Annotated in this window: 23 protein-coding genes; 19 read left to right on the top strand and 4 right to left on the bottom strand. The window is 32.7% G+C overall.

Going from position 1 to position 20,793, the window contains the following annotated elements:
- Positions 1-3 precede the first annotated feature (3 nt).
- Positions 4-1,371 carry an undecaprenyl-phosphate glucose phosphotransferase gene (locus FQU23_RS04040; RefSeq protein ID WP_245181062.1) on the top strand — a complete coding sequence of 456 codons (1,368 nt, stop codon included), beginning with the start codon at positions 4-6 and terminating at the stop codon, positions 1,369-1,371.
- Between the two features lie 2 nt (positions 1,372-1,373).
- On the top strand, positions 1,374-2,156 hold the full coding sequence (locus tag FQU23_RS04035; RefSeq protein WP_147672690.1) for a glycosyltransferase family 2 protein: 783 nt from the start codon (positions 1,374-1,376) through the stop codon (positions 2,154-2,156).
- Here FQU23_RS04035 and FQU23_RS04030 read toward each other — a convergent pair.
- Positions 2,140-3,450 carry a phenylacetate--CoA ligase family protein gene (locus FQU23_RS04030; protein ID WP_147672936.1) on the bottom strand — a complete coding sequence of 437 codons (1,311 nt, stop codon included), beginning with the start codon at positions 3,448-3,450 and terminating at the stop codon, positions 2,140-2,142. The two genes, FQU23_RS04035 and FQU23_RS04030, sit on opposite strands and share 17 nt — an antisense overlap.
- Before the next feature lie 132 nt (positions 3,451-3,582).
- Between FQU23_RS04030 and purD the strand changes: the two genes are divergently transcribed.
- Positions 3,583-4,857 carry a phosphoribosylamine--glycine ligase gene (purD, locus tag FQU23_RS04025; protein ID WP_147672689.1) on the top strand — a complete coding sequence of 425 codons (1,275 nt, stop codon included), beginning with the start codon at positions 3,583-3,585 and terminating at the stop codon, positions 4,855-4,857.
- Positions 4,858-4,905: 48 nt separating this feature from the next.
- Here purD and FQU23_RS04020 read toward each other — a convergent pair whose 3' ends face one another.
- A complete protein-coding gene (locus FQU23_RS04020; RefSeq protein ID WP_132109289.1) occupies positions 4,906-5,136 on the bottom strand; it encodes a DUF6341 family protein in 231 nt (76 codons plus the stop codon).
- 145 nt (positions 5,137-5,281) lie between these two features.
- Between FQU23_RS04020 and FQU23_RS04015 the strand changes: the two genes are divergently transcribed.
- Complete coding sequence (locus FQU23_RS04015; protein WP_147672688.1) at positions 5,282-6,211, top strand: DUF6427 family protein; 930 nt, start codon at positions 5,282-5,284, stop codon at positions 6,209-6,211.
- Here FQU23_RS04015 and upp read toward each other — a convergent pair.
- The gene (upp, locus tag FQU23_RS04010; protein ID WP_147672687.1) at positions 6,206-6,859 is read right to left on the bottom strand and encodes a uracil phosphoribosyltransferase; all 654 of its coding nucleotides are present in this window, start codon (positions 6,857-6,859) and stop codon (positions 6,206-6,208) included. The two genes, FQU23_RS04015 and upp, sit on opposite strands and share 6 nt — an antisense overlap.
- 135 nt (positions 6,860-6,994) lie before the next feature.
- On the opposite strand from upp, the gene FQU23_RS04005 reads away from it, so the two are divergent.
- Complete coding sequence (locus tag FQU23_RS04005; RefSeq protein ID WP_147672686.1) at positions 6,995-7,600, top strand: DUF4254 domain-containing protein; 606 nt, start codon at positions 6,995-6,997, stop codon at positions 7,598-7,600.
- 45 nt (positions 7,601-7,645) lie between these two features.
- Positions 7,646-8,671: a glycosyltransferase family 9 protein gene (locus FQU23_RS04000; RefSeq protein ID WP_147672685.1), complete on the top strand. Its 1,026-nt coding sequence runs from the start codon at positions 7,646-7,648 to the stop codon at positions 8,669-8,671.
- Between the two features lie 68 nt (positions 8,672-8,739).
- Here FQU23_RS04000 and FQU23_RS03995 read toward each other — a convergent pair whose 3' ends face one another.
- The gene (locus tag FQU23_RS03995) at positions 8,740-9,792 is read right to left on the bottom strand and encodes a ferredoxin--NADP reductase (protein WP_147672684.1); all 1,053 of its coding nucleotides are present in this window, start codon (positions 9,790-9,792) and stop codon (positions 8,740-8,742) included.
- A gap of 130 nt (positions 9,793-9,922) precedes the next feature.
- Here FQU23_RS03995 and FQU23_RS03990 point away from each other — a divergent pair, with 130 nt between their 5' ends.
- The 13 genes from FQU23_RS03990 to atpH all read left to right on the top strand — a co-directional run bounded on the left by FQU23_RS03990 (position 9,923) and on the right by atpH (position 20,758).
- Positions 9,923-10,264 (top strand): PadR family transcriptional regulator, encoded by a 342-nt coding sequence (locus FQU23_RS03990; RefSeq protein ID WP_147672683.1) that lies wholly within the window; start codon positions 9,923-9,925, stop codon positions 10,262-10,264.
- 11 nt (positions 10,265-10,275) lie between these two features.
- Positions 10,276-10,947 carry a hypothetical protein gene (locus tag FQU23_RS03985; RefSeq protein WP_147672682.1) on the top strand — a complete coding sequence of 224 codons (672 nt, stop codon included), beginning with the start codon at positions 10,276-10,278 and terminating at the stop codon, positions 10,945-10,947.
- 81 nt (positions 10,948-11,028) lie between these two features.
- Complete coding sequence (locus tag FQU23_RS03980; RefSeq protein WP_147672681.1) at positions 11,029-11,343, top strand: GIY-YIG nuclease family protein; 315 nt, start codon at positions 11,029-11,031, stop codon at positions 11,341-11,343.
- Between the two features lie 121 nt (positions 11,344-11,464).
- Complete coding sequence (locus FQU23_RS03975; protein ID WP_147672680.1) at positions 11,465-12,172, top strand: hypothetical protein; 708 nt, start codon at positions 11,465-11,467, stop codon at positions 12,170-12,172.
- 40 nt (positions 12,173-12,212) lie between these two features.
- Positions 12,213-13,697 carry a DUF5687 family protein gene (locus FQU23_RS03970; RefSeq protein ID WP_245181061.1) on the top strand — a complete coding sequence of 495 codons (1,485 nt, stop codon included), beginning with the start codon at positions 12,213-12,215 and terminating at the stop codon, positions 13,695-13,697.
- A gap of 38 nt (positions 13,698-13,735) precedes the next feature.
- Positions 13,736-14,431 carry an ABC transporter ATP-binding protein gene (locus FQU23_RS03965; RefSeq protein ID WP_147672679.1) on the top strand — a complete coding sequence of 232 codons (696 nt, stop codon included), beginning with the start codon at positions 13,736-13,738 and terminating at the stop codon, positions 14,429-14,431.
- Between the two features lie 87 nt (positions 14,432-14,518).
- Positions 14,519-17,143 carry a tetratricopeptide repeat protein gene (locus FQU23_RS03960; RefSeq protein WP_147672678.1) on the top strand — a complete coding sequence of 875 codons (2,625 nt, stop codon included), beginning with the start codon at positions 14,519-14,521 and terminating at the stop codon, positions 17,141-17,143.
- A gap of 2 nt (positions 17,144-17,145) precedes the next feature.
- A complete protein-coding gene (locus FQU23_RS03955) occupies positions 17,146-17,553 on the top strand; it encodes a polymer-forming cytoskeletal protein (protein WP_147672677.1) in 408 nt (135 codons plus the stop codon).
- Positions 17,554-17,569: 16 nt separating this feature from the next.
- Positions 17,570-17,746, top strand: a complete 177-nt coding sequence (locus FQU23_RS03950; protein WP_317165179.1) for an AtpZ/AtpI family protein — start codon at positions 17,570-17,572, stop codon at positions 17,744-17,746.
- Positions 17,747-18,265: 519 nt separating this feature from the next.
- Positions 18,266-19,405, top strand: coding sequence for a F0F1 ATP synthase subunit A (atpB, locus tag FQU23_RS03945; RefSeq protein ID WP_147672674.1), 1,140 nt, complete (start codon positions 18,266-18,268; stop codon positions 19,403-19,405).
- Positions 19,406-19,445: 40 nt separating this feature from the next.
- Positions 19,446-19,646 (top strand): ATP synthase F0 subunit C, encoded by a 201-nt coding sequence (gene atpE, locus FQU23_RS03940; RefSeq protein ID WP_031453874.1) that lies wholly within the window; start codon positions 19,446-19,448, stop codon positions 19,644-19,646.
- An 82-nt stretch (positions 19,647-19,728) separates the two neighbouring features.
- The gene (locus FQU23_RS03935) at positions 19,729-20,220 is read left to right on the top strand and encodes a F0F1 ATP synthase subunit B (protein WP_132109272.1); all 492 of its coding nucleotides are present in this window, start codon (positions 19,729-19,731) and stop codon (positions 20,218-20,220) included.
- 4 nt (positions 20,221-20,224) lie between these two features.
- A complete protein-coding gene (atpH, locus tag FQU23_RS03930) occupies positions 20,225-20,758 on the top strand; it encodes an ATP synthase F1 subunit delta (protein WP_147672673.1) in 534 nt (177 codons plus the stop codon).
- The last annotated feature ends 35 nt before the right edge of the window (positions 20,759-20,793 follow it).

Raw genomic sequence — 20,793 nt, 5'->3', positions numbered from 1 at the left:
AACATGACTGGATATAATATAGGAAGATATTCAAAATACATCAGACCCATTAGTATTCTAATGGACTTAATGATTGTTTCTACATTGTGTTTCTATTTGTTTGAATATCCAGTTCTCAACATTGGTTTTTTTAGTGTCTATCTAATGGTCGGTTGGTGTGCCGTGGCTGTTTTTATTGATTTTTATGATGTATATCGATTTACAGCACCCATTGTAATCGTTACTAAAATCATCAAACAATGCATTCTATTTCTTTTAATTGTCATTGCTTTTTTTCCGTTTTCAAAACAATATGTTTTTAATGAGAAAAAAGTGGTTGTTTTTATGTTGGTAAGTATCGGATTAGTTTCAATTTCGAAATTTACACTGTTTTATTTTCTAAAAAAATACAGAATAGCAACGGGAAGTAATTTTCGGAATGTCGTTATTATTGGATATAGCCCGGAAGCCATTCGATTAAAAAAGCTATTTGAATCAAGAAATGATTTTGGATATCATTTTTTCGGATTTTTTTCGAATAAGAAAGTGAGCGTCGAAATTAAGGGAAAGTTAGAGCAGCTAAAATCGTTTGTTATAGAAAACGAAATTGATGAAATCTATTGCTCCTTAAAAGAAGTTTCGAATGCGCAACTAAAGGAAATCATCGCTTTTTCGGACGAAAATAATAAAACCATAAAATTTATTCCAGACTCGAAAGAGATCTTTTCAAAGAACTTGCAAATTGATTATTACGATTCATTTCCGGTACTTTCGTTGAAAAAAACAGTTTTAAACGATCCTACAATAAAAATATTTAAACGTGTATTTGACATTGCCTTTTCGCTAATTGTTATCATTGGACTGTTATCGTGGTTGATGCCACTTTTGGCTATTTTGATAAAATTAGAATCAAAAGGTCCAGTATTTTTTAGACAAGGACGACCAGGAATCGATGAAAAAGAATTTCATTGCTATAAGTTTCGATCCATGCAAATAAATGCAATCTCAGAAACCGAAGCTTCTAAAAACGACCCTAGAGTTACCAGAATAGGAAAGCTAATGCGAAAAACCAGCGTAGACGAATTACCACAGTTTTTTAATGTTCTCCTTGGTGATATGTCAGTCGTTGGTCCACGTCCACATTTGTGGTCGCAAAATCTGTCTTATGGAAGTAAAATTAAAAAATATCCAATCAGGCATTGTGTGAAACCGGGTATTACCGGTTTAGCGCAAGTAAGCGGATTTAGAGGCGAAATTGAAAAAGACAGAGACATGATCAACAGAATAAAATTTGATGTTTTTTACATCGAAAATTGGTCCTTGATTTTGGATTTAAAAATTATATACCAAACGTTAGTGAACATTTATAGAGGCGAAGAAAAAGCATATTAAATATGGAAACTTCTTTAGTATCGATTATAATTCCCTGCTTTAATTCGGAGAAATTCATCTCGGAAACCATTCAGTCAGTTCAAAATCAAAGCTATCAAAACTGGGAAATTATCGCAGTTGATGATTGTTCATCAGACGCTACGGTAGCTATTATTTTAGAAATGATTGAAAAAGATGATAGAATTCAGCTTTTTCAGTTCGAAAAAAATTCAGGTACTGGTGTTGCCAGAAATAAGGGACTTGCTATTGCTAAGGGAAGGTATATTTCATTTTTGGACGCAGATGATTTATGGAAACCGGAGAAACTTGAAAAGCAAATTGATTTTCTAACAGAAAATAATGTTCCGTTCACTTTTTCGTTCTATGACTGTATTGATGAAGAGGGAAAGCCATTGAGCAAAAGAGTAGAAGCGCCGCTGAATCTTTCGTACAGGGAATTGTTTTTTTGTAATTATATAGGTAATCTTACTGGAATCTACGATGTTGATTATTTTGGTAAAATACCGATTTCCGCTATTCGAAAACGCCAAGATTGGATGTTATGGTTAACAGTTCTTAAAAAAATTAAAACGGCTCAACCCGTTCCAGAAAGTTTGGCTTTTTACAGAATTAGGGAAAACTCGCTTTCTATTTCTAAATTCGATTTGATTAAGTATAATTTTGCGGTTTATAGAAGATTTCACGGATTTAATTTCCCTATTGCAGTAGCTTGTATGTCGCTGTTTTTAGTTGTGCAGCTATTCATCAAACCTTTGTACATCAAGAATATTAAACCATCGATGTAAACTGCTTTAATTTACCGCGTTTGTTTCTTTTCAAAACTTCTTTTTGAATGTAACTGAATTTTAGATTTGGTTCTAGATACAAGGCTATTGCTTGTTCAATTTTCTGGATTTGCGCCGCTGTTAATTTGGTTTCACTTATGTATTCAATTTCGAAAGTGTCACTTTTAATCTGCTTGATTGTAAATTCTTTCACGTTTCCATCGTCCTCGATCACGCTTTTTGTGATGTAATAAAAAGTCAAACCGGGTGATTTTTTACCGCTTGGCAAAATTGCAACATCATTGGTTCTACCAATAAGTTTTTTTAGAATAGGTTTTTGCAGCGTACTTTTTTCGTCTAAAATCCCAATATCACCAATGTCATACCGAATAAACGGATGCGCTTTATTGAACAAGGAAGTGACTACAATTCGGCCTTCTTGACCGTATGGTAAAACAGCATCATTATCATCGAGAATTTCCACAAATAGTGTTTCGGCATTGACTTGCCATTCGTCTTGTGTATTCTGGAATGCTATTAAATCCAGTTCTGAAGCGCCGTATTCATTGATGATTGGAATACCCAGTTGTTTTTCCAAAAGTATTTTATCTTCTTCGAAAAGCATTTCAGAAGTGACCATGCAAGCTTTTAATGAAGGGCAAAGGTCTTTTAAAACGATATTTTTCTGTTTTAAAAACTTGGCAAATAAAACAATTGAACTAGTGTAACCGTTGATATAATCGAATTTTTTATGCTTAAATTTTCCCACTATATTTTCTAAAAAGTCATCAGATAAATCGAAGATGGGAAATCGCAACCTATTGCTTAGGAAATCTTTAAGCTTTTCTTTTTGGTAACCCATAAAATCCAATGGAATTCCATAAAAACGAGCTTGATAAGAAGTATTTAAATTAATGTTATACCAACCAAAACGGTAAGCTGTCGAAGCCCAAAATAGTGAGTGGGTGAATTTATCTCTGGCAAAAATAAAAGGGTTTCCGCTTGATCCGGATGTTTTGCCAACATATACATTTTTAAGAGTATAAGCGGTAGAAAGTCTTTCTATTAATGGCTGTTGTAGATTGTGTTTGTTTAAAATAGGCAAATCATTCCAGTTCGTATATGATTTGGCACCAACTAATTCTTGATAAAAAGGATTGTTATTTAAATGAAATTCAACAATTTCTCTTTTTTTATTTTCGATGAAATGCTCTTTTTCGATCGAAGTTAAAGCTACAATTTTTTGCAGTTCAGCTTTAGCCTCCTTAATTGGATAGCCATTAAATTGAAGCGATAAGTCAAAAAGAGGAAGCATTTTTAGTTTTTGTTTCTTCAAAAATAATCTATAAGCACAACTAATTGGTAACAACCAACAAGTTTTTAGAAATTAATTATTTTTTACGTTCAAAAGCAATTATTTTTGCACGACAACTAAACAATACAACAGATGACAATTTTACTTTTAGGTTCAGGCGGAAGAGAGCATGCATTTGCATGGAAAATGATTCAAAGTCCACTTTGTGACAAACTTTTTGTTGCACCGGGGAATGCTGGAACTGCTGAAATAGCAACAAATGTGAATGTAAGTATTACTGATTTTGACGCTATAAGAACGTTTGTACTTGCTGAAAAAGTCGAAATGGTTGTTGTAGGTCCTGAAGATCCATTGGTAAAAGGAATCTATGACTTTTTTCTAAATGATGAAAAATTGTGTCATATTCCAGTTATTGGACCATCAAAAACAGGAGCTCAGCTTGAAGGGAGTAAAGAATTTGCTAAAGAATTTTTAGTTAAACATAATATACCAACTGCTGCTTACGACAGTTTTACAGCAGAAACGGTAGAAAAAGGATGTGATTTCCTAGAAACTTTAAAACCTCCATATGTTCTAAAAGCGGATGGTTTAGCAGCAGGAAAAGGAGTGTTGATTATTCATGATTTGGCCGAAGCCAAAGAAGAATTAAGAAACATGCTAGTGCACCAAAAATTTGGTGCAGCTAGTTCAAAAGTAGTTATTGAAGAATTCCTTGACGGTATAGAATTGAGTTGTTTTGTCCTTACTGACGGTAAAAGTTATAAAATCCTACCTACTGCCAAAGATTACAAACGCATAGGTGAAGGTGATACTGGATTAAATACAGGCGGAATGGGAGCTGTTTCTCCAGTTCCTTATGTTGACGCTGTTTTAATGGAAAAAATCGAAACACGCATCGTAAAACCTACAATTGATGGATTCCAAAAAGACGGGATTCCGTACAAAGGTTTTGTGTTCATTGGCTTAATTAATGTGAATAACGAACCTATTGTTATTGAGTATAACGTGAGAATGGGAGATCCAGAAACAGAAGTGGTTATTCCGAGGTTAAAAACAGATTTAGTAGAATTATTTTTGGCTGTAGCCAATGAAAAATTAGACGAAATCACACTAGAAATCGATGAGAGAAGCGCGACAACTGTTATGCTTGTTTCTGGAGGATATCCTGAAGATTATGAAAAAGGAAAAACGATCTCTGGACTGGAAAATATTACAGACTCTATTGTTTTTCACGCTGGTACTAAGCTAGATAACGATACCGTTGTTACAAATGGAGGTAGAGTATTAGCCATTACATCTTATGGGAATGACTTCCAAGAGGCCATAAAAAAATCTTATCAAAATATAGAAAAGTTACATTTTGATAAGATGAATTTTAGAAAAGATATAGGGAACGATCTATTGTAGATAAGTTCCTAAGTTTAACCCTAAATATAATTTAGGGTTAAATGTTTTTTATTTAAAAAAAGAGTGCGCTGTAGTATCTTGGTTCTCTTCACCGTTTTCTTCATGTTTTTTCAATTGCAAGATCCAGTAAACCATTGCAGCTGCACAAATAATCATGAAAATCCAATTGATAGCGTTAGCAGCAAACCATGATCCAAGTTCCAATGAACGTAAAAAGTCTAGTGGAGCAAATAAAATATTTACAAATAGGTAGTCAATTCCTTCAAAAAATGCTTTCATATCGTTTAATTAATGTTGTTGTTCTTTTATAATCTCCCAGCAGTAAAAAACTCTTTTGTTAAGAATCTTTTTCAACTTGAGGGTTTCCTTTTTAAACAAGTATTATATTTACAGTTTAACAGTCACAAAAGTATAAAATATCCTTATGATTACAAGTCTTTTTAAAAAATCTACGCCATTAAATTTTTCTTTGGTTGTAATTTTATTATTGGGTTTTTATTTAATATACCAATTTCAGGATTTAGCCTGGACAGATTCCGTTTTTTTAATTAGTCAAAAAATTGGAATTTTGTTTGTATTGATGGCTTCTGTTTTTATGGCAAATTTCATCTCAGTTAAGAACGGACTGAGTAAAGACAGCAGCTACACGATCTTTTTCTACTTTTTATTTATAGTCTTTTTTCCTTCGGTTTTAGATAACGTTAATTTAATGTTTGCTAATCTTTTTATCCTTTTAGCGCTTCGTAGGTTACTTTCTTTACAGTCGCCAAAAGCTTCGAAAGAAAAAATATTTGATGCTTCACTATGGATTTTTGTGGCTTCTTTATTCCATTTCTGGTGTATTCTATACTTAGTTTTGGTGTTTATTTCGATAATTTTCCACGTTGCTAGAGATTATAGAAATTGGATACTGCCCTTTATTGCCTTTTTTGCAGTCGGAATTATTTTTGCACTTAGTTCGATAATTTTTGACATTAGCGCATTTGAGTATATAAATAGAAGTGTAAAAACCAGTTTTGAAATTAATTATTTTACTAATAATTATCAAAATGGCGCCTTGTCTATTTATGCGACTGTGGCTTTATTTTTTGTTATTTCTATGTTCTCTACGCTATCCAGCAGACCAATGATCACGCATGCTTCTTTCAAAAAAATCATTGCTTCCTTTTTCATTGGAATACTAATTTTCTTAGTATCTGCCAACAAAAGCAACGATTTATTGCTATTTACTATAGCACCTTTGGCTATAATGGCAACCAGTCATATCGAAATACCGCAGTTGAAACTGAAACAAGAAATGGTTTTGTTCGTACTTATAGCTTGTAGCTTATTTACTTTTTTCTCGCAGTTATAATTTAGATCCATACGATAAGTCACCTGCATCGCCAAGTCCTGGTACAATATAACTATTCTCGTCTAGGCTTTCGTCTAATGTGGCTATCCATAGATGACAATTGTCTGGCAAGTGCTGTTCCAGATAAGCGATTCCTTCTGGAGCAGCAATTACAACGGCAATATGAATTTCTTTAGCAGTTCCTGTTTCGATCAAATTTTTAAAGACTGCTACAATCGATTGTCCTGTGGCAAGCATAGGATCTACTAATATTAAATTTTTGCCGTTAAAATCAGCGATAGCTTGGTATTCGACAAGAATATCAAAATAGTCATCGTTGTTTGGATGATGTCTGCGAGCCGATATAAAACCGTTTTCTGCAGCATCAAAATAATTTAAAAATCCAGTATGCAAAGGTAAACCAGCGCGTAAAATAGAACAGATAACCACTTGATTGGCAATTTCGGTGGTATTTTTAGTACCTAAAGGTGTCTTAATTTCAATATCGTTGTACTCTAATGTTTTACTCAATTCATACGCCATTATTTCTCCAATGCGTTCAATGTTTCTTCTAAAACGCATACTGTCGGTATGAACATTTACATTTCTTATTTGACCCAAAAAATGATTAAGAACGCTATTGATTTCTGATAAATTGTGAATTTGCATGATTTATAGTATTTACTTTTTGAGCTGCAAAATTAGGTTTAATCCTGATATTTGGAGTTATAGTTTAGAATTATGATTTGATATTTTTTTATAATAGTATAAAAAGTATCTTTGTAATTATAAAATATAAAAAATATGTTTTCAAAATTAGCCTACTCCGTTTTCGAACAAAGTATCAAAGATTATCATCAATTTGATAATGTAGATCAGCCTATAAATAACCCTTTTCCTAAAGATCAATTTGAACATTTATTATATCTAAAAAACTGGATTGACACTGTTCAATGGCATTTTGAAGATATTATTCGTGATCCAAATATTGATCCTGTTGCGGCATTGACCTTAAAAAGAAGAATTGATGCTTCTAATCAGGAACGTACTGATATGGTAGAATATATCGATGGTTATTTTTTACAGAAATACAGTGATGTAAAAGTAAAAGAAAATGCAAAAATCAACTCAGAAAGTCCAGCTTGGGCATTTGATAGATTATCGATTCTAGCATTAAAAATTTATCACATGAATGAAGAAGCGACTCGTGCAGAAGCCTCTCAAGATCATAGAGATAAATGCCAGACTAAATTAAACATCCTTTTAGAACAAAGAACAGATTTGTCTACTGCAATTGATGATTTATTAATTGACATTTCTAGCGGAGATAAGTTCATGAAAGTGTACAAGCAAATGAAAATGTACAATGATGATGAGTTAAATCCTGTTTTGTACCAAGGGAAAAAATAATTGGTAAGTAGTAATTTGCCAAATAAAATTAAGCATATAGCCGTCATGAGACTTTCCGCAATGGGAGATGTCGCCATGACGGTTCCTGTTTTACGTGCTTTTGTAAATCAATATCCTGAGGTAAAGATTACCGTCATTTCACGTCCTTTCTTCAAGTCTTTTTTTGAAGGAATATCTAATGTCTCTTTTTTTGCTTTCGATGAAAAAAACCGTCATAAAGGCTTCTTAGGCTTGATACGATTGTTTAAAGATGTAAGTAAACTTAACATTGATGCATTTGCTGATTTGCATAATGTTTTACGCTCCAAAATCGTCAGAACATTATTTGCCTTGAGCAGAAAAAGAACAGCGTTTACAGACAAGGGACGTGAAGCTAAAAAAGCTTTGACGCGTGCCGAAAACAAGTTTTTTCAGCCCCTTGCAACGGTTTTTGAAAGACATGCAAAAGTGTTTGAAGAACTCGGTTTTCCAATAGATTTATCGTCCCGAGATATGGGGACTATTTTTCCTAAAAAAGCAGTGTTAAATGCTGATGTTTTGGAATTAATTGGAGCGAATAATCAAAAATTAATTGGAATTGCACCTTTTGCACAGTATGATTCCAAAGTCTATCCTTTGGACTTAATGCAAAAAGTCATTCATCAATTAGCGGAAAATCCAACTTATAAGATTCTACTCTTTGGTGGAGGAAAGAAAGAAATTGAGTTATTAAATTCACTTTCAAGCTCAAATGAGAATGTGATCAACGTGGCCGGAAAAATTAAATTTCAGCAGGAATTACAGTTGATTAGCAATCTGGATGTTATGGTTTCTATGGATTCTGGGAATGCCCATATTGCGGCGATGCTGGGAGTGAAAGTAATTTCGCTTTGGGGTGCTACGCATCCGTATGCTGGATTTGCACCTTTTAATCAACCGCTAACTAATTCTTTAGTTTCTGATAGGGAAAAATACCCAATGTTACCCACTTCTATTTACGGAAACAAAGTAGTTCCCGGTTATGAAGATGCCATGAAAACGATTTTACCCGAAAGTGTAGTGCGCACTGTTCGGTCGCAGCTGGAAGTTTAAAGTAAATTTCAGTCGCAGTTTTTAGTATCGAACTGGATACTGAGAACTGCGACTGAACACTTTATTTACTATACATCATCATAATCCACATAGATCGTTTCTGATGTTGGGTGTGCTTGACAACTAAGAATTAATCCTTCAGCAATTTCTTTATCAGTAAGAATCGAATTCTTTTTCATCTCGGCTGTACCAGATGTTACTCTACAAAGACAGCTACTACAAATTCCGCCTTGGCAGGAGTAAGGAGCATCTAGGCCTTGTTTTAATGCGGCTTCAAGTATGGTTTGCTTTTGAGACATTTCAAAAGTGGTTTCTTCGTCGTCTACCATAACGGTAATTTTCGAATGTCCCTCTAGTGATTCTGTGATTACGTTTTCGTGAGAAGAGGCCGTAAAAAGTTCAAATTTTATAGCTGATTCTTTTACATTTTTCTCTTTCAAAACTCCCGAAACTAATTCGATCATTTCCTCAGGACCACACAAATAGAATTTATCAAATTCTAGTTCTTTGTGTTTGTTATTCAAAACATAATTCACCGTTGATTTTTCTATTCGGCCAAATAAAGCATTCTCTACTTTGGCTTGACTATAAACAAAGTGCATAAACAAGCGACCTACGTATTGTAATTGTAAATCGTGCAATTCGTCGTTAAAGATTGTTTCTTCGGCTGTTTTGTTACCATAAACAAGTACAAAAGAGCTTTTAGGTTCGCTTTTTAACACGCTTTTGATGATCGAAATTACAGGTGTTATCCCGCTTCCAGATACAAAAGCGACGTAGTTTTTTTGTCGGTCAGCTTGCGGTTCAAATATAAATTTCCCTTCTGGTTTTCCCACTTCAAGTGCGTCTCCCGCTTTTAGTTTGGTATTTGCAAATTGAGAAAAAGCACCATTTTTTACTGCTTTTACTGCGATACGCAATTCGCCACTTTCTGGAGATGAGCATATTGAATAAGCACGACGAATCTCTTGACCGTCTAGTGTTAATCGAATATTAAGATATTGTCCGGCAATATAAGTATAATTGGGCTTTAATTGCTCTGGAACATTGAAGAGTATCGAAACCGCATCTTTGGTTTCGCGTCGTACTTCTTTTATAATTAGTTTTAAAAATGAAGGCATGGGATATTTTTTTTTGCAAATATACTAAACAGAATAGGTTTCTTAAATCAAAGTCTTTGAAAATTTACATGCATCGATAGGTTATGTATAAGAATCTTATGTATATTTGATTTTTAAAATGAGAAGGCAAATGAAAAATTCACAATTGTATAAAGGAAGTTTAAATACCATCATCATGAAATTACTAGAAGAAAACGGTAAGATGTATGGCTATGAAATCACACAAAAAGTTAAAGTAATTACGCAAGGAGAGCTCAATATTACCGAAGGTGCGCTTTATCCTGCCTTACATAAACTCGAGGCAGAAGGAATCTTAGATGTAGAAATTGAAAAAGTAGATAACCGTATGCGCAAGTATTACAAATTGACCGAAGCTGGCACTAAAGAAACCGTTAACCGACTCGCGGAACTAGAAGATTTTATTAGAACAATGCAAAGTTTAGTGAATCCAAAACCCAATTTAGAATTTTAAATTTTCCTCCAATGAAACTAACCAACCAACAAATACAATATATATTGGATTATATCGCTTCGCAAGACATCAGGTGGTATGAATTACAAGTAGAATTATCTGATCACATGGCTTCGAGTATGGAAGAGTTTTGGGCTAACGATCCTGAGCTAACATTTCATCAAGTTAAACAATATGCTGAGGATAAATTTGGACGAAATGGCTTTAAAGCTATTGAAGAAGAGCGAACTAAAATATTAAGAAAAGAACACAGAAACTGTCACATTAAATTAATTAAAGAATATTTCAAATTACCCAAAATACTTTTAAGCATGTTAGCAGTATTTTTGGTCTATAAAAGCTCTTTCTATTTTGATGATAGTGTAGTATTTATTAGGGTTCTGTTTGGAATATTACTTGGTTTATCAGCCTTTTCAATTTTAAATTGGTACCGTTTTCGAAAGATAAACGGGAAACGTTTCTTATCGCTAGAAACGGCATATATAATGAATAATAGTACCTTGGGTATTTCTTTTTATTCTATATTTTTAATAAAATCTTGGAAAGATACTGTTGGAAATAGTTATGTATTTATTATGTTTTTTTGTTGCCTTTGGGTGTTAGGAATTTTAGTCCAAATTACGGGTAGACATTTAACAAATAAAGTGGTTTCTGATATCAAAAAACAATACCAACTCAGTTAGAATTATCCAACCAATACTTTGTCATGCTGAGGAACGATGCATCTCTCCAAAATTAGGAAATCATCTTAAAAATAAAACGATATGATGGAATTTCAAGAAGGCTATCATACTTATTACGTATACATTCTAACCAATAAAGCTAAAACTGTTTTGTATACAGGAGTTACTAATAATTTAAAAATTCGGCTACAGCAACACAAGGAATCCTTGAATCCTAATTCGTTTACAACGAAATATAATGTTCATTATTTATTGTATTTCGAAAAGTTTTCATGGAAACAAATAGCAATTGCTAAAGAAAAAGAAATTGAAGGATGGAAAAAAGACAAAAAAATTAAATTAATAAAAACAATTAATCCTGAGTTGAATTTTTTTAATTACTTGTTTGAAGAATAGAGTAGAGATGCTTCGTTCCTAAGCATGACAAATAGAGGAGTTTTTTTGTCATTGGTAATTCGTACCAAAAGCAAAAAATTAAAAGAATAAAAAACAATATCAACTTTCTTAAAGTTAAGAAATGAAACTAACCAACCAACAAATAGACCATCTCTTTACTTTCACGCACCAGCACTATGTGGAATGGTTTGACTTGCAATCAGAACTAGTCGATCATTTGGCGAATGCTATCGAAGACCAATGGCAAGAAAATCCTAAGCTTACTTTTGGCGAAGCTTTGAATGCAGAGTTTAAAAAATTTGGCGTTTTTGGATTTATGGATGTGGTAGAAAAAAGACAAGCAGTTTTAGGCAAAAAATACAACGGAATTGTCTGGCATCATTTCAAAGGTTTTTTTGGTATTCCAAAAATTGTACTTACTCTAGCCATGACATTTGCACTATTTACTGTTATCAAATTGAGCGATTTTAAGGAATGGATTTTTATGGGTCTTTTTGGCGCCTTAATTGTATTTTCAATTTATGCAATGATTAGAAATAAAAAGCAGCGAAAAAAAACATCAAAAGCCAATCAGAAAAAATGGCTTTTTGAGGAAATAATTAATCACTATGGTAATTTATCAGTAATTGCTATTGTGCCGTTCAATATTATACTTCATTTATTTAATAACATTCCAGATTTGTTTGCAAATAATTACTGGGTAATAGGTTTATGCTTCTTTTTAGTATTATTATCCATTGCTGTTTTTATAATTTTTAAAATCATACCGCGCAGGATTTCAGAATACTTAGAGACTAATTATCCCGAATATAAATTAGTAAACCTGTAACATTTTCTTACTTTTGATTACTTACTATAAAACCAAATCCATGTTTAAACATTTTATAAATTTAGAATTGAAAGCCTTTTTCCGTTCAGCGAGTGTTGGAAAAAGTATTGGCTTAAAAATTTTAATGGGCTTTTTAGTAGTTTACTTTTTACTAGTTTTCTTAGTATTAGGAATTGCTTTATATCCCTTGTTAGAAAAAAATTTCCCAGATCAAAGTCCTTTGGAAATAGTAAATAGTTTTGTGATTTTTTGGCTGGCTATTGAACTTGTGTTCCGTTTCTTTATGCAGAGTTTACCGGTAATGAATATCAAACCATTATTAGTATTGCCCATAAAGAAAGAGTCAGTCATTCACTTTGTGCTTTTAAAAAGTTTGATTTCTATCTATAATATTTTCCCCTTACTGGTTATCGTCCCTTTCGGGATTTTTAATATTGTGAAAGGGAATTATGGCACGCTAAACATGATTGGGTGGATGTTTGCAATGTATGTTTTGGCCTTAATAGTCAATTATGCTAATTTTTTAATCAAAAAGAAATTTGCCGAAAACATAAAAGCCTTTCTCCCTTTTGTATTTTTAGGAATGGTATTTTTCGGTTTAGATTATTTTGAGGTTTTTAAAATCACCACACTTTCAGGGACTATTCTTGATACCTTAGTTTTACAGCCTGTTTTGATTTTGATTCCAATTATAATTTTAGTGGGATTCTACCTTTTAAATTTTAAATATCTAAAAACTAATTTCTTTCTGGACAGTTCCTTACAATCGAAAGTAGAAGAAGCAAAAACGACTGATTTGAGTTGGACTAAACGTTTTGGTGAAATTGCGCCTTTCTTACAACTAGATCTAAAAATGATTTGGAGGAACAAAAGGCCTAAAACGACTGTTTGGATTTCTTTAATTTTCTTAGCTTATGGTTTAATAATTTATCCGAATCCTGCTTACGATGGTTTTTCTCCATTTTTTGTATTGGTTGGAATTTTAATGACTGGAGTTTTTATGTTGAATTACGGACAATTTATTCCCTCTTGGGATAGTAATTATTACGGAATGATGATGTCACAAAACATTCCAATGAAACAATATTTAGCTTCCAAGGCTGGATTAATGTCAGTTTCTATAGTTATTTTGGCAATTTTAAGTACGCCTTATCTTTATTTTGGTTGGAAAATTTTAGCGATAAATTTAGCCTGTGCGGTGTATAATTTAGGTGTTAACATCCCCATTTTATTATTCGCGGGTTCCTACAATAAAAAAAGAATTGATTTAGAGAAAAGTCCGTTTATGAATTACCAGGGAACAGGTGTTACGCAGTGGATTGTAGGATTACCTTTGATGTTGATACCTACCTTAATTTTTTACGGCTTTTATAAATTCGTAAATGCTGAGGCCGCTATAATCGCAATAGCAATAATTGGAATTGTGGGTTTGCTAATGCGGAATTATCTTTTGAACAAAATAGCCGCTGGTTATACCAAAAGAAAATACGCGACTCTAAACGGTTTCAAACAACAGGAAAATTAATAATAATAACTTCAGCGTTATTAAACAAATAAAAAATAATGATACAAGTAAATCAACTTTCAAAAAAATATAAGGGAACTACAGTTTTAAATATCGAAAACCTTGAGATCCCAAAAGGACAAAGTTTGGGTCTGGTGGGGAATAACGGTGCCGGAAAAACGACTTTCTTTAGTTTGCTATTGGATTTAATCCAACCTTCAACGGGGAATATCAGTAATAATGGAATTCTTGTAAACGCCAGCGAGGACTGGAAGTCTTTTACAGGTTCTTTTATTGACGAAAGTTTCTTGATAGGATATTTGACACCAGAAGAATATTTTTATTTTATTGGCGATTTACGCGGTCAAAACAAGGCTGATATAGACGCTTTGTTAGAAAAATATGAAGAATTTTTTAACGGAGAAATTCTGAAAAACAAAAAGTACTTACGTGATTTATCGAAAGGAAACCAAAAGAAAGTTGGTATAATTGCAACGTTAATAGGGAATCCAGAGGTAGTTATTCTAGACGAGCCTTTTGCAAATTTAGATCCTACTACTGTGAATCGATTAAAAAAAGTTATTAAAGAACTTGCTGAAAATCCTGAGATCACAATTTTAGTCTCAAGCCATGATTTACAGCATACTGTAGATGTATGTGATCGAATTGTAGCTTTAAATAAAGGGGAAATCGTAAAAGATATTCAAACCTCTACAGAAACCCTGCAGGAGTTAGAAATGTTTTTCGCGGTTTAAAGTTCTATATATCAAAAAGAAATGTATTTTTACCAGTCATTATACTAAAAAGCCTTTTTAAAAGTTTAATGTTAAAAGCGGTAGCATTTGAAAACCAATATATTTAAATATACTATTCCATTAGGCTTCCTGTGTTTTGTGGTGGCTTGCTCTACTAGGAATAATAGTTTTTTGTCTCGAAATTCTCACGCACTAAGTACAAAATATAATATTTTATACAACGGCGGAATTGGATTAGATAAAGGAATTCAAGGTATTGAAGGGAATAACAAAGATAATTTCTGGAAAAGATTGCCTATCGAAAGAATGCAAATCAATGATGATTTTACTTCAGCAGAAAAAACTAAAAATTCTGATTTTGAATTGGCCGAAACAAAGGCAACTAAAGCGATTCAGAAGCATTCCATGAATATTGATGGAAAAGAAAGAAACTATCAAATCGATGAGGCCTATTTGCTTTTAGGTAAAGCGAGATACTACGATCAAAGATTTATTCCGGCATTAGACGCATTCAATTATATTTTATATAAATACCCCAATAGCAGCAGGATTTATGAAGCTAAAATTTGGAGTGGAAAAACTAATATGCGATTGAGTAACGATGCGCTAGTTGTAAATAATATGACGACTCTTTTAAAAGAGCAAAAATTGAAATCACAGGTTGTTGCTGATGTTAATGCCTTATTATCAGAAGCCTATTTAAACTTGGAAGAGAAGGATTCTGCGCTATATAATTTAAAATTAGCCGAGAAATTCAGCAAAAAAAACAAGGAAAAAGCAAGATATCGATTTATTTTGGGTCAGCTGTATGAAGAGTTAGGCAAGAAAGACAGCGCGATTTACAGCTATGAGTCCGTAATCAGGATGAATAGAAAATCAGAAAGAAAATATGTTATTCAGGCACAGGCCAGAAAAGCGCAGTTGTTTGATTATCAAAACGGAGATACTACTGCCTTTGTAAAAACCTATAAAAAACTAATCGCCGACAGAGAAAACAGACTTTTTCTAGATGTGTTAAATTATGAAATGGGTGTTTTTTATGACAAACAGGATAATCAGAAAAAGGCGTTGAATTTTTATAATTTCTCACTGGATAAAGCAGGTGACGACAAGTATTTAGTTGCTTCAAATTATAGAAATATCGCCAATATGTATTTCAGGAAAGCGGAATATCCAGTTGCTGCAAAATATTATGATAGTACTTTAACAAATCTTAATCTTAAAACAAGAGAGTTTATTCAAATTCAAAAAGTGCGAAAAGATCTAGACGAAGTAATTCTTTATGAGGACATTGCTTCTCGAAACGACAGCATTTTACGCATCGTTTCTATGTCAGAAACTGGGAGAATTTCCTATTTCGAAAATTATATCGATACTTTAAAAAAGAAGGACGAAGCCAAAAGAATTTTAGAAGAAAAACTAAAAGAAAAGCAAGATAACAGAGAAAGAAATAATAAGACTGTATCGAATGACCCTGCTGTTTCTGCGCAAAATTCTGAGCCTAGATCACCATTTGCTCCGCCTGCTATAAGCGCATCAAATGCCCCAGCAAGTGTTTTCTATTTTTATAATCCCACGACCGTTTCTTATGGGAAATTGGAATTCAAAAAAATATGGGGAAACCGGTCTTCAGAAGGAAACTGGAGATTGTCATCAATCACTAATTCTACTGAAGTTTCGAAAGATAATTTAAAAGCCAATCCAGAAATCCCAGAAGAGCAATTAAAAGAGGAAGAAGTAAGTATTGTTGAAGAATACACTAGTGGTTTTTATCTAAAACAGCTGCCAAGCAAGCCAACTTCAATCGACAGTATTGCAAAAGAACGTAATTCAGCCTATTATCAGCTTGGTGTAATCTACAAAGAAAAGTTCAAAGAGTATGAATTAGCCTCTAACAGGCTCGAGCAACTACTACAAAATAGTCCAGAAGAAAAATTGATTCTTCCGGCAATGTATAATTTGTATAAGATCTACCAAATCACAAATAGCAGTAAAGCGGCGGCAGTGAAAGACAGAATTAATTCCCAATATCCAAATTCACGCTATGCACAGATAATAAACAAGACAAATCTGGAGGGTTCAGCATTGAGCGACAGCCCGGAAGAAGCTTATGATAAACTGTACAAACGATATGAAAACGAAGAGTTTTTGGCCGTTTTAGAACAATGTGATGAGATGATCAATCAATTTTCAGGTGATGAAATCGTTTCTAAATTCGAATTTTTGAAAGCAAATACCTTAGGGAAACTTAAAGGATTAAAAGCTTATAAAAACGCCTTACAGTTTGTGGCAGATAATTATCCAAATAGTGAAGAAGGTAAAAAAGCACAAGAAATCTTGAAAGATCAGATTCCATTTTTAGAAAAATTAGAGTTAACGACTGCAGAAAGTAAAAACTGGAAAATTCTTTATAGAGTGCCCGCATCAGATGTTAATTCGACAAAATTAGTAGAAGAAAAGATTAAGAAATTAACCAGCATCGCTAGTTATAAGGATTTAAGTTATTCTGTAGATGAGTATAGTGGTGCCGAAAATTTGATTGTGATTCACGGAATAAATTCGGAAGAATATGCTAGAAATATTAGTAGAACTCTAAGAGAAAACAATGATTTTAAAGTAGTAGTGCCTGCGATTATTCTTAGCAATGAAAATTATAAAATAATCCAAATTAAAAAAAATCTTGATGTTTATTCAGGATTAAAAAAAGAATAAAAATGTTTAGTAGAAAAGCAAAGCCCTATACAGAGCTATTAGGAAAAACCAATAGAATCGTAGAAGGAACAGTTATAAAAGGAGATATAGTGTCTAAAGCAGATTTTAGGCTGGATGGGGAACTGATTGGGAACTTTCAATCAACTGGAAAATTAGTTATAGGTCCCGCCGGAAGTGTAATAGGCGATATTAATTGTAAAAATGCAGATATCGAAGGTAAGTTTGAAGGAATTATTCAGGTTACCGAAATCCTAAACGTAAAATCTAAAGCTAGTATTAGCGGCGAAGTTACTGTTGGAAAATTATCAGTGGAACCTGGCGCTGCTTTTAGTGCGTCCTGTGTGATGAAAATTAACGAAACAAAATTATTGTTAACTGATGGAACAGAAACCCAACAAAAAAACCAGTAGTAAATGGATAGCCTTGATGAATATTCCTTTTCAAATGGGAATTATCATTTTTTTCTTTACCTATTTAGGGACTTGGCTCGATGAAAAGTACACTGGAACCTCTATTTTTACTATTATATTATCACTTTTAGCGGTTTTTATAGCATTATACAATGTTATTAGGCAGGTTAAGAATTTAAACAAAGAAGACTAATGCGCCAATTTTACAAATTTCTAAAATTAATAATCCCTTTTTCCCTTGTATTGTTTTTCATACAATATTACATAGTAGAATCTTTTTTTAAAAATGCGATCTTTTTTTATTCCACCTGGAGCATTTATGTTTTTCATCTTGTAATTACCTTGTGTAGTTATAGTTTTCTAATTTTTGTCAATAAAACTTTTCCTGATAAAACAGGCTTTGCTTTTATGGGATTTAGCCTAATTAAGATGATGGCGGCTATTGTTTTCCTAATCCCTTTGCTACAAGCAGACCTTAAAAGTCAGGTTCCAGACGTAAGTGCATTTTTTATTCCTTATTTTTTATTCCTGTTTTTCGAAACTTTATTCGCGATTCGCCTTATAAATAAACAATAAAGGCTGTTTTTTTTAGATCAAATTTCTATAATTGGAAATTAACGATTAAAAACAAAATGATATATTTTCAATTGTGAATAAATTATGTACATTTGCAAAAAAGTTTAAAACGTAAAATTAGACACACAATTTAATAATGGTATTTTCAAATAAACCTGTTCGATTCTTATTAGTTGCTTTACTAGCCGGTATTCCTTACTTTGGATTTGCAAATCCTGTCATTGATAGTATTTCTGTTGTTAATGAAGCTGTTGCAGAACACAGTGCTCCAGTAACACAAGAAAAAAAGGAATTTAACGCTACAGATTTAATTAATTCTCATATTGGAGATTCGCATGAATTTCATGTCGCAGACTGGGGTGGACATCCTATTACTTTTTATTTGCCAGTAATTTTATGGACAGATAACGGTTTAGAGATCTTCTCATCAGAAGAATTTCACCACGATAATTCTGGAGAACATGTTGTTTCTGTAAACGGTCAAAATTTAGTTCGTTTTAATGAGGTAATCTTTTACGCTGATAAATTTGAAAATTTAACAGAAGATCAAAGAAAAAACGGTGCTTTTGAATTTGATACGCGTCCTTTGAATTTCTCTATCACAAAACATGTTTTCTCTATGTTTATTTCGGTAATTATTTTATTCCTATTGTTTTTAGCGGTTGCACGTTCTTACAACAATAATAAAATGGCACCTAAAGGGATTGCTGGTTTTATTGAACCATTAGTAATTTTTGTTAGAGATGATATTGCGAGACCAAATATTGGTGAAAAAAAATACGCTAAGTATATGCCGTATTTACTGACTATCTTTTTCTTTATTTGGATTAACAATCTTATTGGTTTGATTCCGTTTTTCCCTTTTAGTTCAAACTTAACTGGAAATATATACTTTACTTTTGTATTGGCTTTCATTACATTTATTGTTACTTCTTTAAGTGGGAATAAAGATTATTGGGGGCATATTTTTACTCCGCCAGTACCAAAAGCATTATACCCAATTATGATTCCTGTTGAGATCATTGGAATATTGACAAAACCTTTTGCATTGATGATTCGTTTATTTGCTAACATCACTGCGGGGCATATTATTATCTTAAGTTTAGTTTCCTTAATCTTTATATTTGAAACGGCATGGGTTTCTCCTATCTCTGGAGCATTCGTTTTATTTATGAGTGTATTAGAAATGTTAGTTGCGGCGTTACAAGCATACGTGTTTACGTTGTTATCAGCATTATTCATTGGTCAAGCTGTAGCAGAGCACGATCATCATTAACATGTGTTTTATTAATTATTAACTATATAAATTTATTATTATGGTATTAGCTGGAATCGGAGCTGGATTAGCTGTAATCGGAGCAGGTCTTGGAATTGGAAAAATTGGTGGATCTGCAATGGATGCAATAGCTCGTCAGCCAGAAGCTGCTGGAAAAATCCAAACTGCTATGATTATCGCTGCTGCACTTATTGAAGGTGTTGCACTTTTTGCAGTAGTTGTTGCTTTAATTGCAAAGTAATTAAAAATTAAAATTTCCTGTAGCGGTTGGCTACAGGGAGTTTTTATTTCTAAAACAAAAAAATTATTTTAAATATATACATATGAATTTTACAGCACCGGAGAGTTTAATTTTTTGGACGTCGATCATTTTCTTTGTTTTCTTTCTACTTATGAGAAAATTTGCTTGGAAACCAATTTTGGGAGCAGTAAAAGGTCGTGAAGAATCGATTAACAATGCTTTAGCATCTGCAGAGTCTGCCCGTAGAGAAATCCAGAATTTAACTGCTGACAACGAACGCATTTTACAAGAAGCTAGAATGGAACGTGATTCTTTATTAAAAGAAGCGCGTGATATGAGAGAAAAAATGATTGCTGATTCTAAAGCTGATGCACAAGCAGAAGGCGCTAGAATGATTGCTCAAGCAAAAACAGCTATTGAATCTGAGAAAAATGCAGCTATGGCTGAATTGAAATCTCATGTTTCTACGTTGTCATTGAGTATCGCAGAGAAATTATTGAAAGAGGAATTATCTAATAAAGAAGCTCAAACTAAATTAGTTGAGAAAATGTTAGGTGCCGTAAAATTAAACTAAAATTATGTCAGGAACTAGAGCAGCAATTCGTTATGCAAAAGCATTCTTAGACTTAGCTATTTCTGCAGGAAATGAGCAAGAGGTTTATAAAGACATGGCTTTAATTTCTTCAACAATTAAGGGAAATGAGGAACTGAATAATTTTATTCAAAATCCTACAATCTCTGTGAGTGTTAAAGAAAGTGCTTTGACAGAAGTTTTTGCAAACACAACAGGATTGATCAAAAGTCTTTTCCGTTTGTTATTCGAAAACAAAAGATTTGAAATTTTAGAGGAAATTGTTTCTCAATATATCGCTCTTTCAGATGAAAGTAATGGTTTACAGTTAGTAAAAGTAACTACTGCAACTCCTATGGATTCTGCATTAGAAGCAAAAGTTTCTGCTAAAATAAAGGAATTTTCAGATAAAAAGATTACAATAGTAAACATAATAGACCCGTCGATTATTGGAGGATTTATTTTAAGAATTGGTGACAAGCAGTATAATGCTTCTTTAGCTAACAGTTTACAAGTATTAAAAAAAGAATTAAGTAACTAGTTTTATTGCACATTTAAGTGTCTAAATTATAAATT

It is taken from the genome of Flavobacterium sp. XN-5 (assembly GCF_008033395.2).
In the GTDB taxonomy this organism is placed as follows: domain Bacteria; phylum Bacteroidota; class Bacteroidia; order Flavobacteriales; family Flavobacteriaceae; genus Flavobacterium; species Flavobacterium hiemivividum.
The sequence above is the reverse complement of the archived record's forward strand: the minus strand, read 5'-3'. Positions and strand labels throughout refer to the sequence as shown.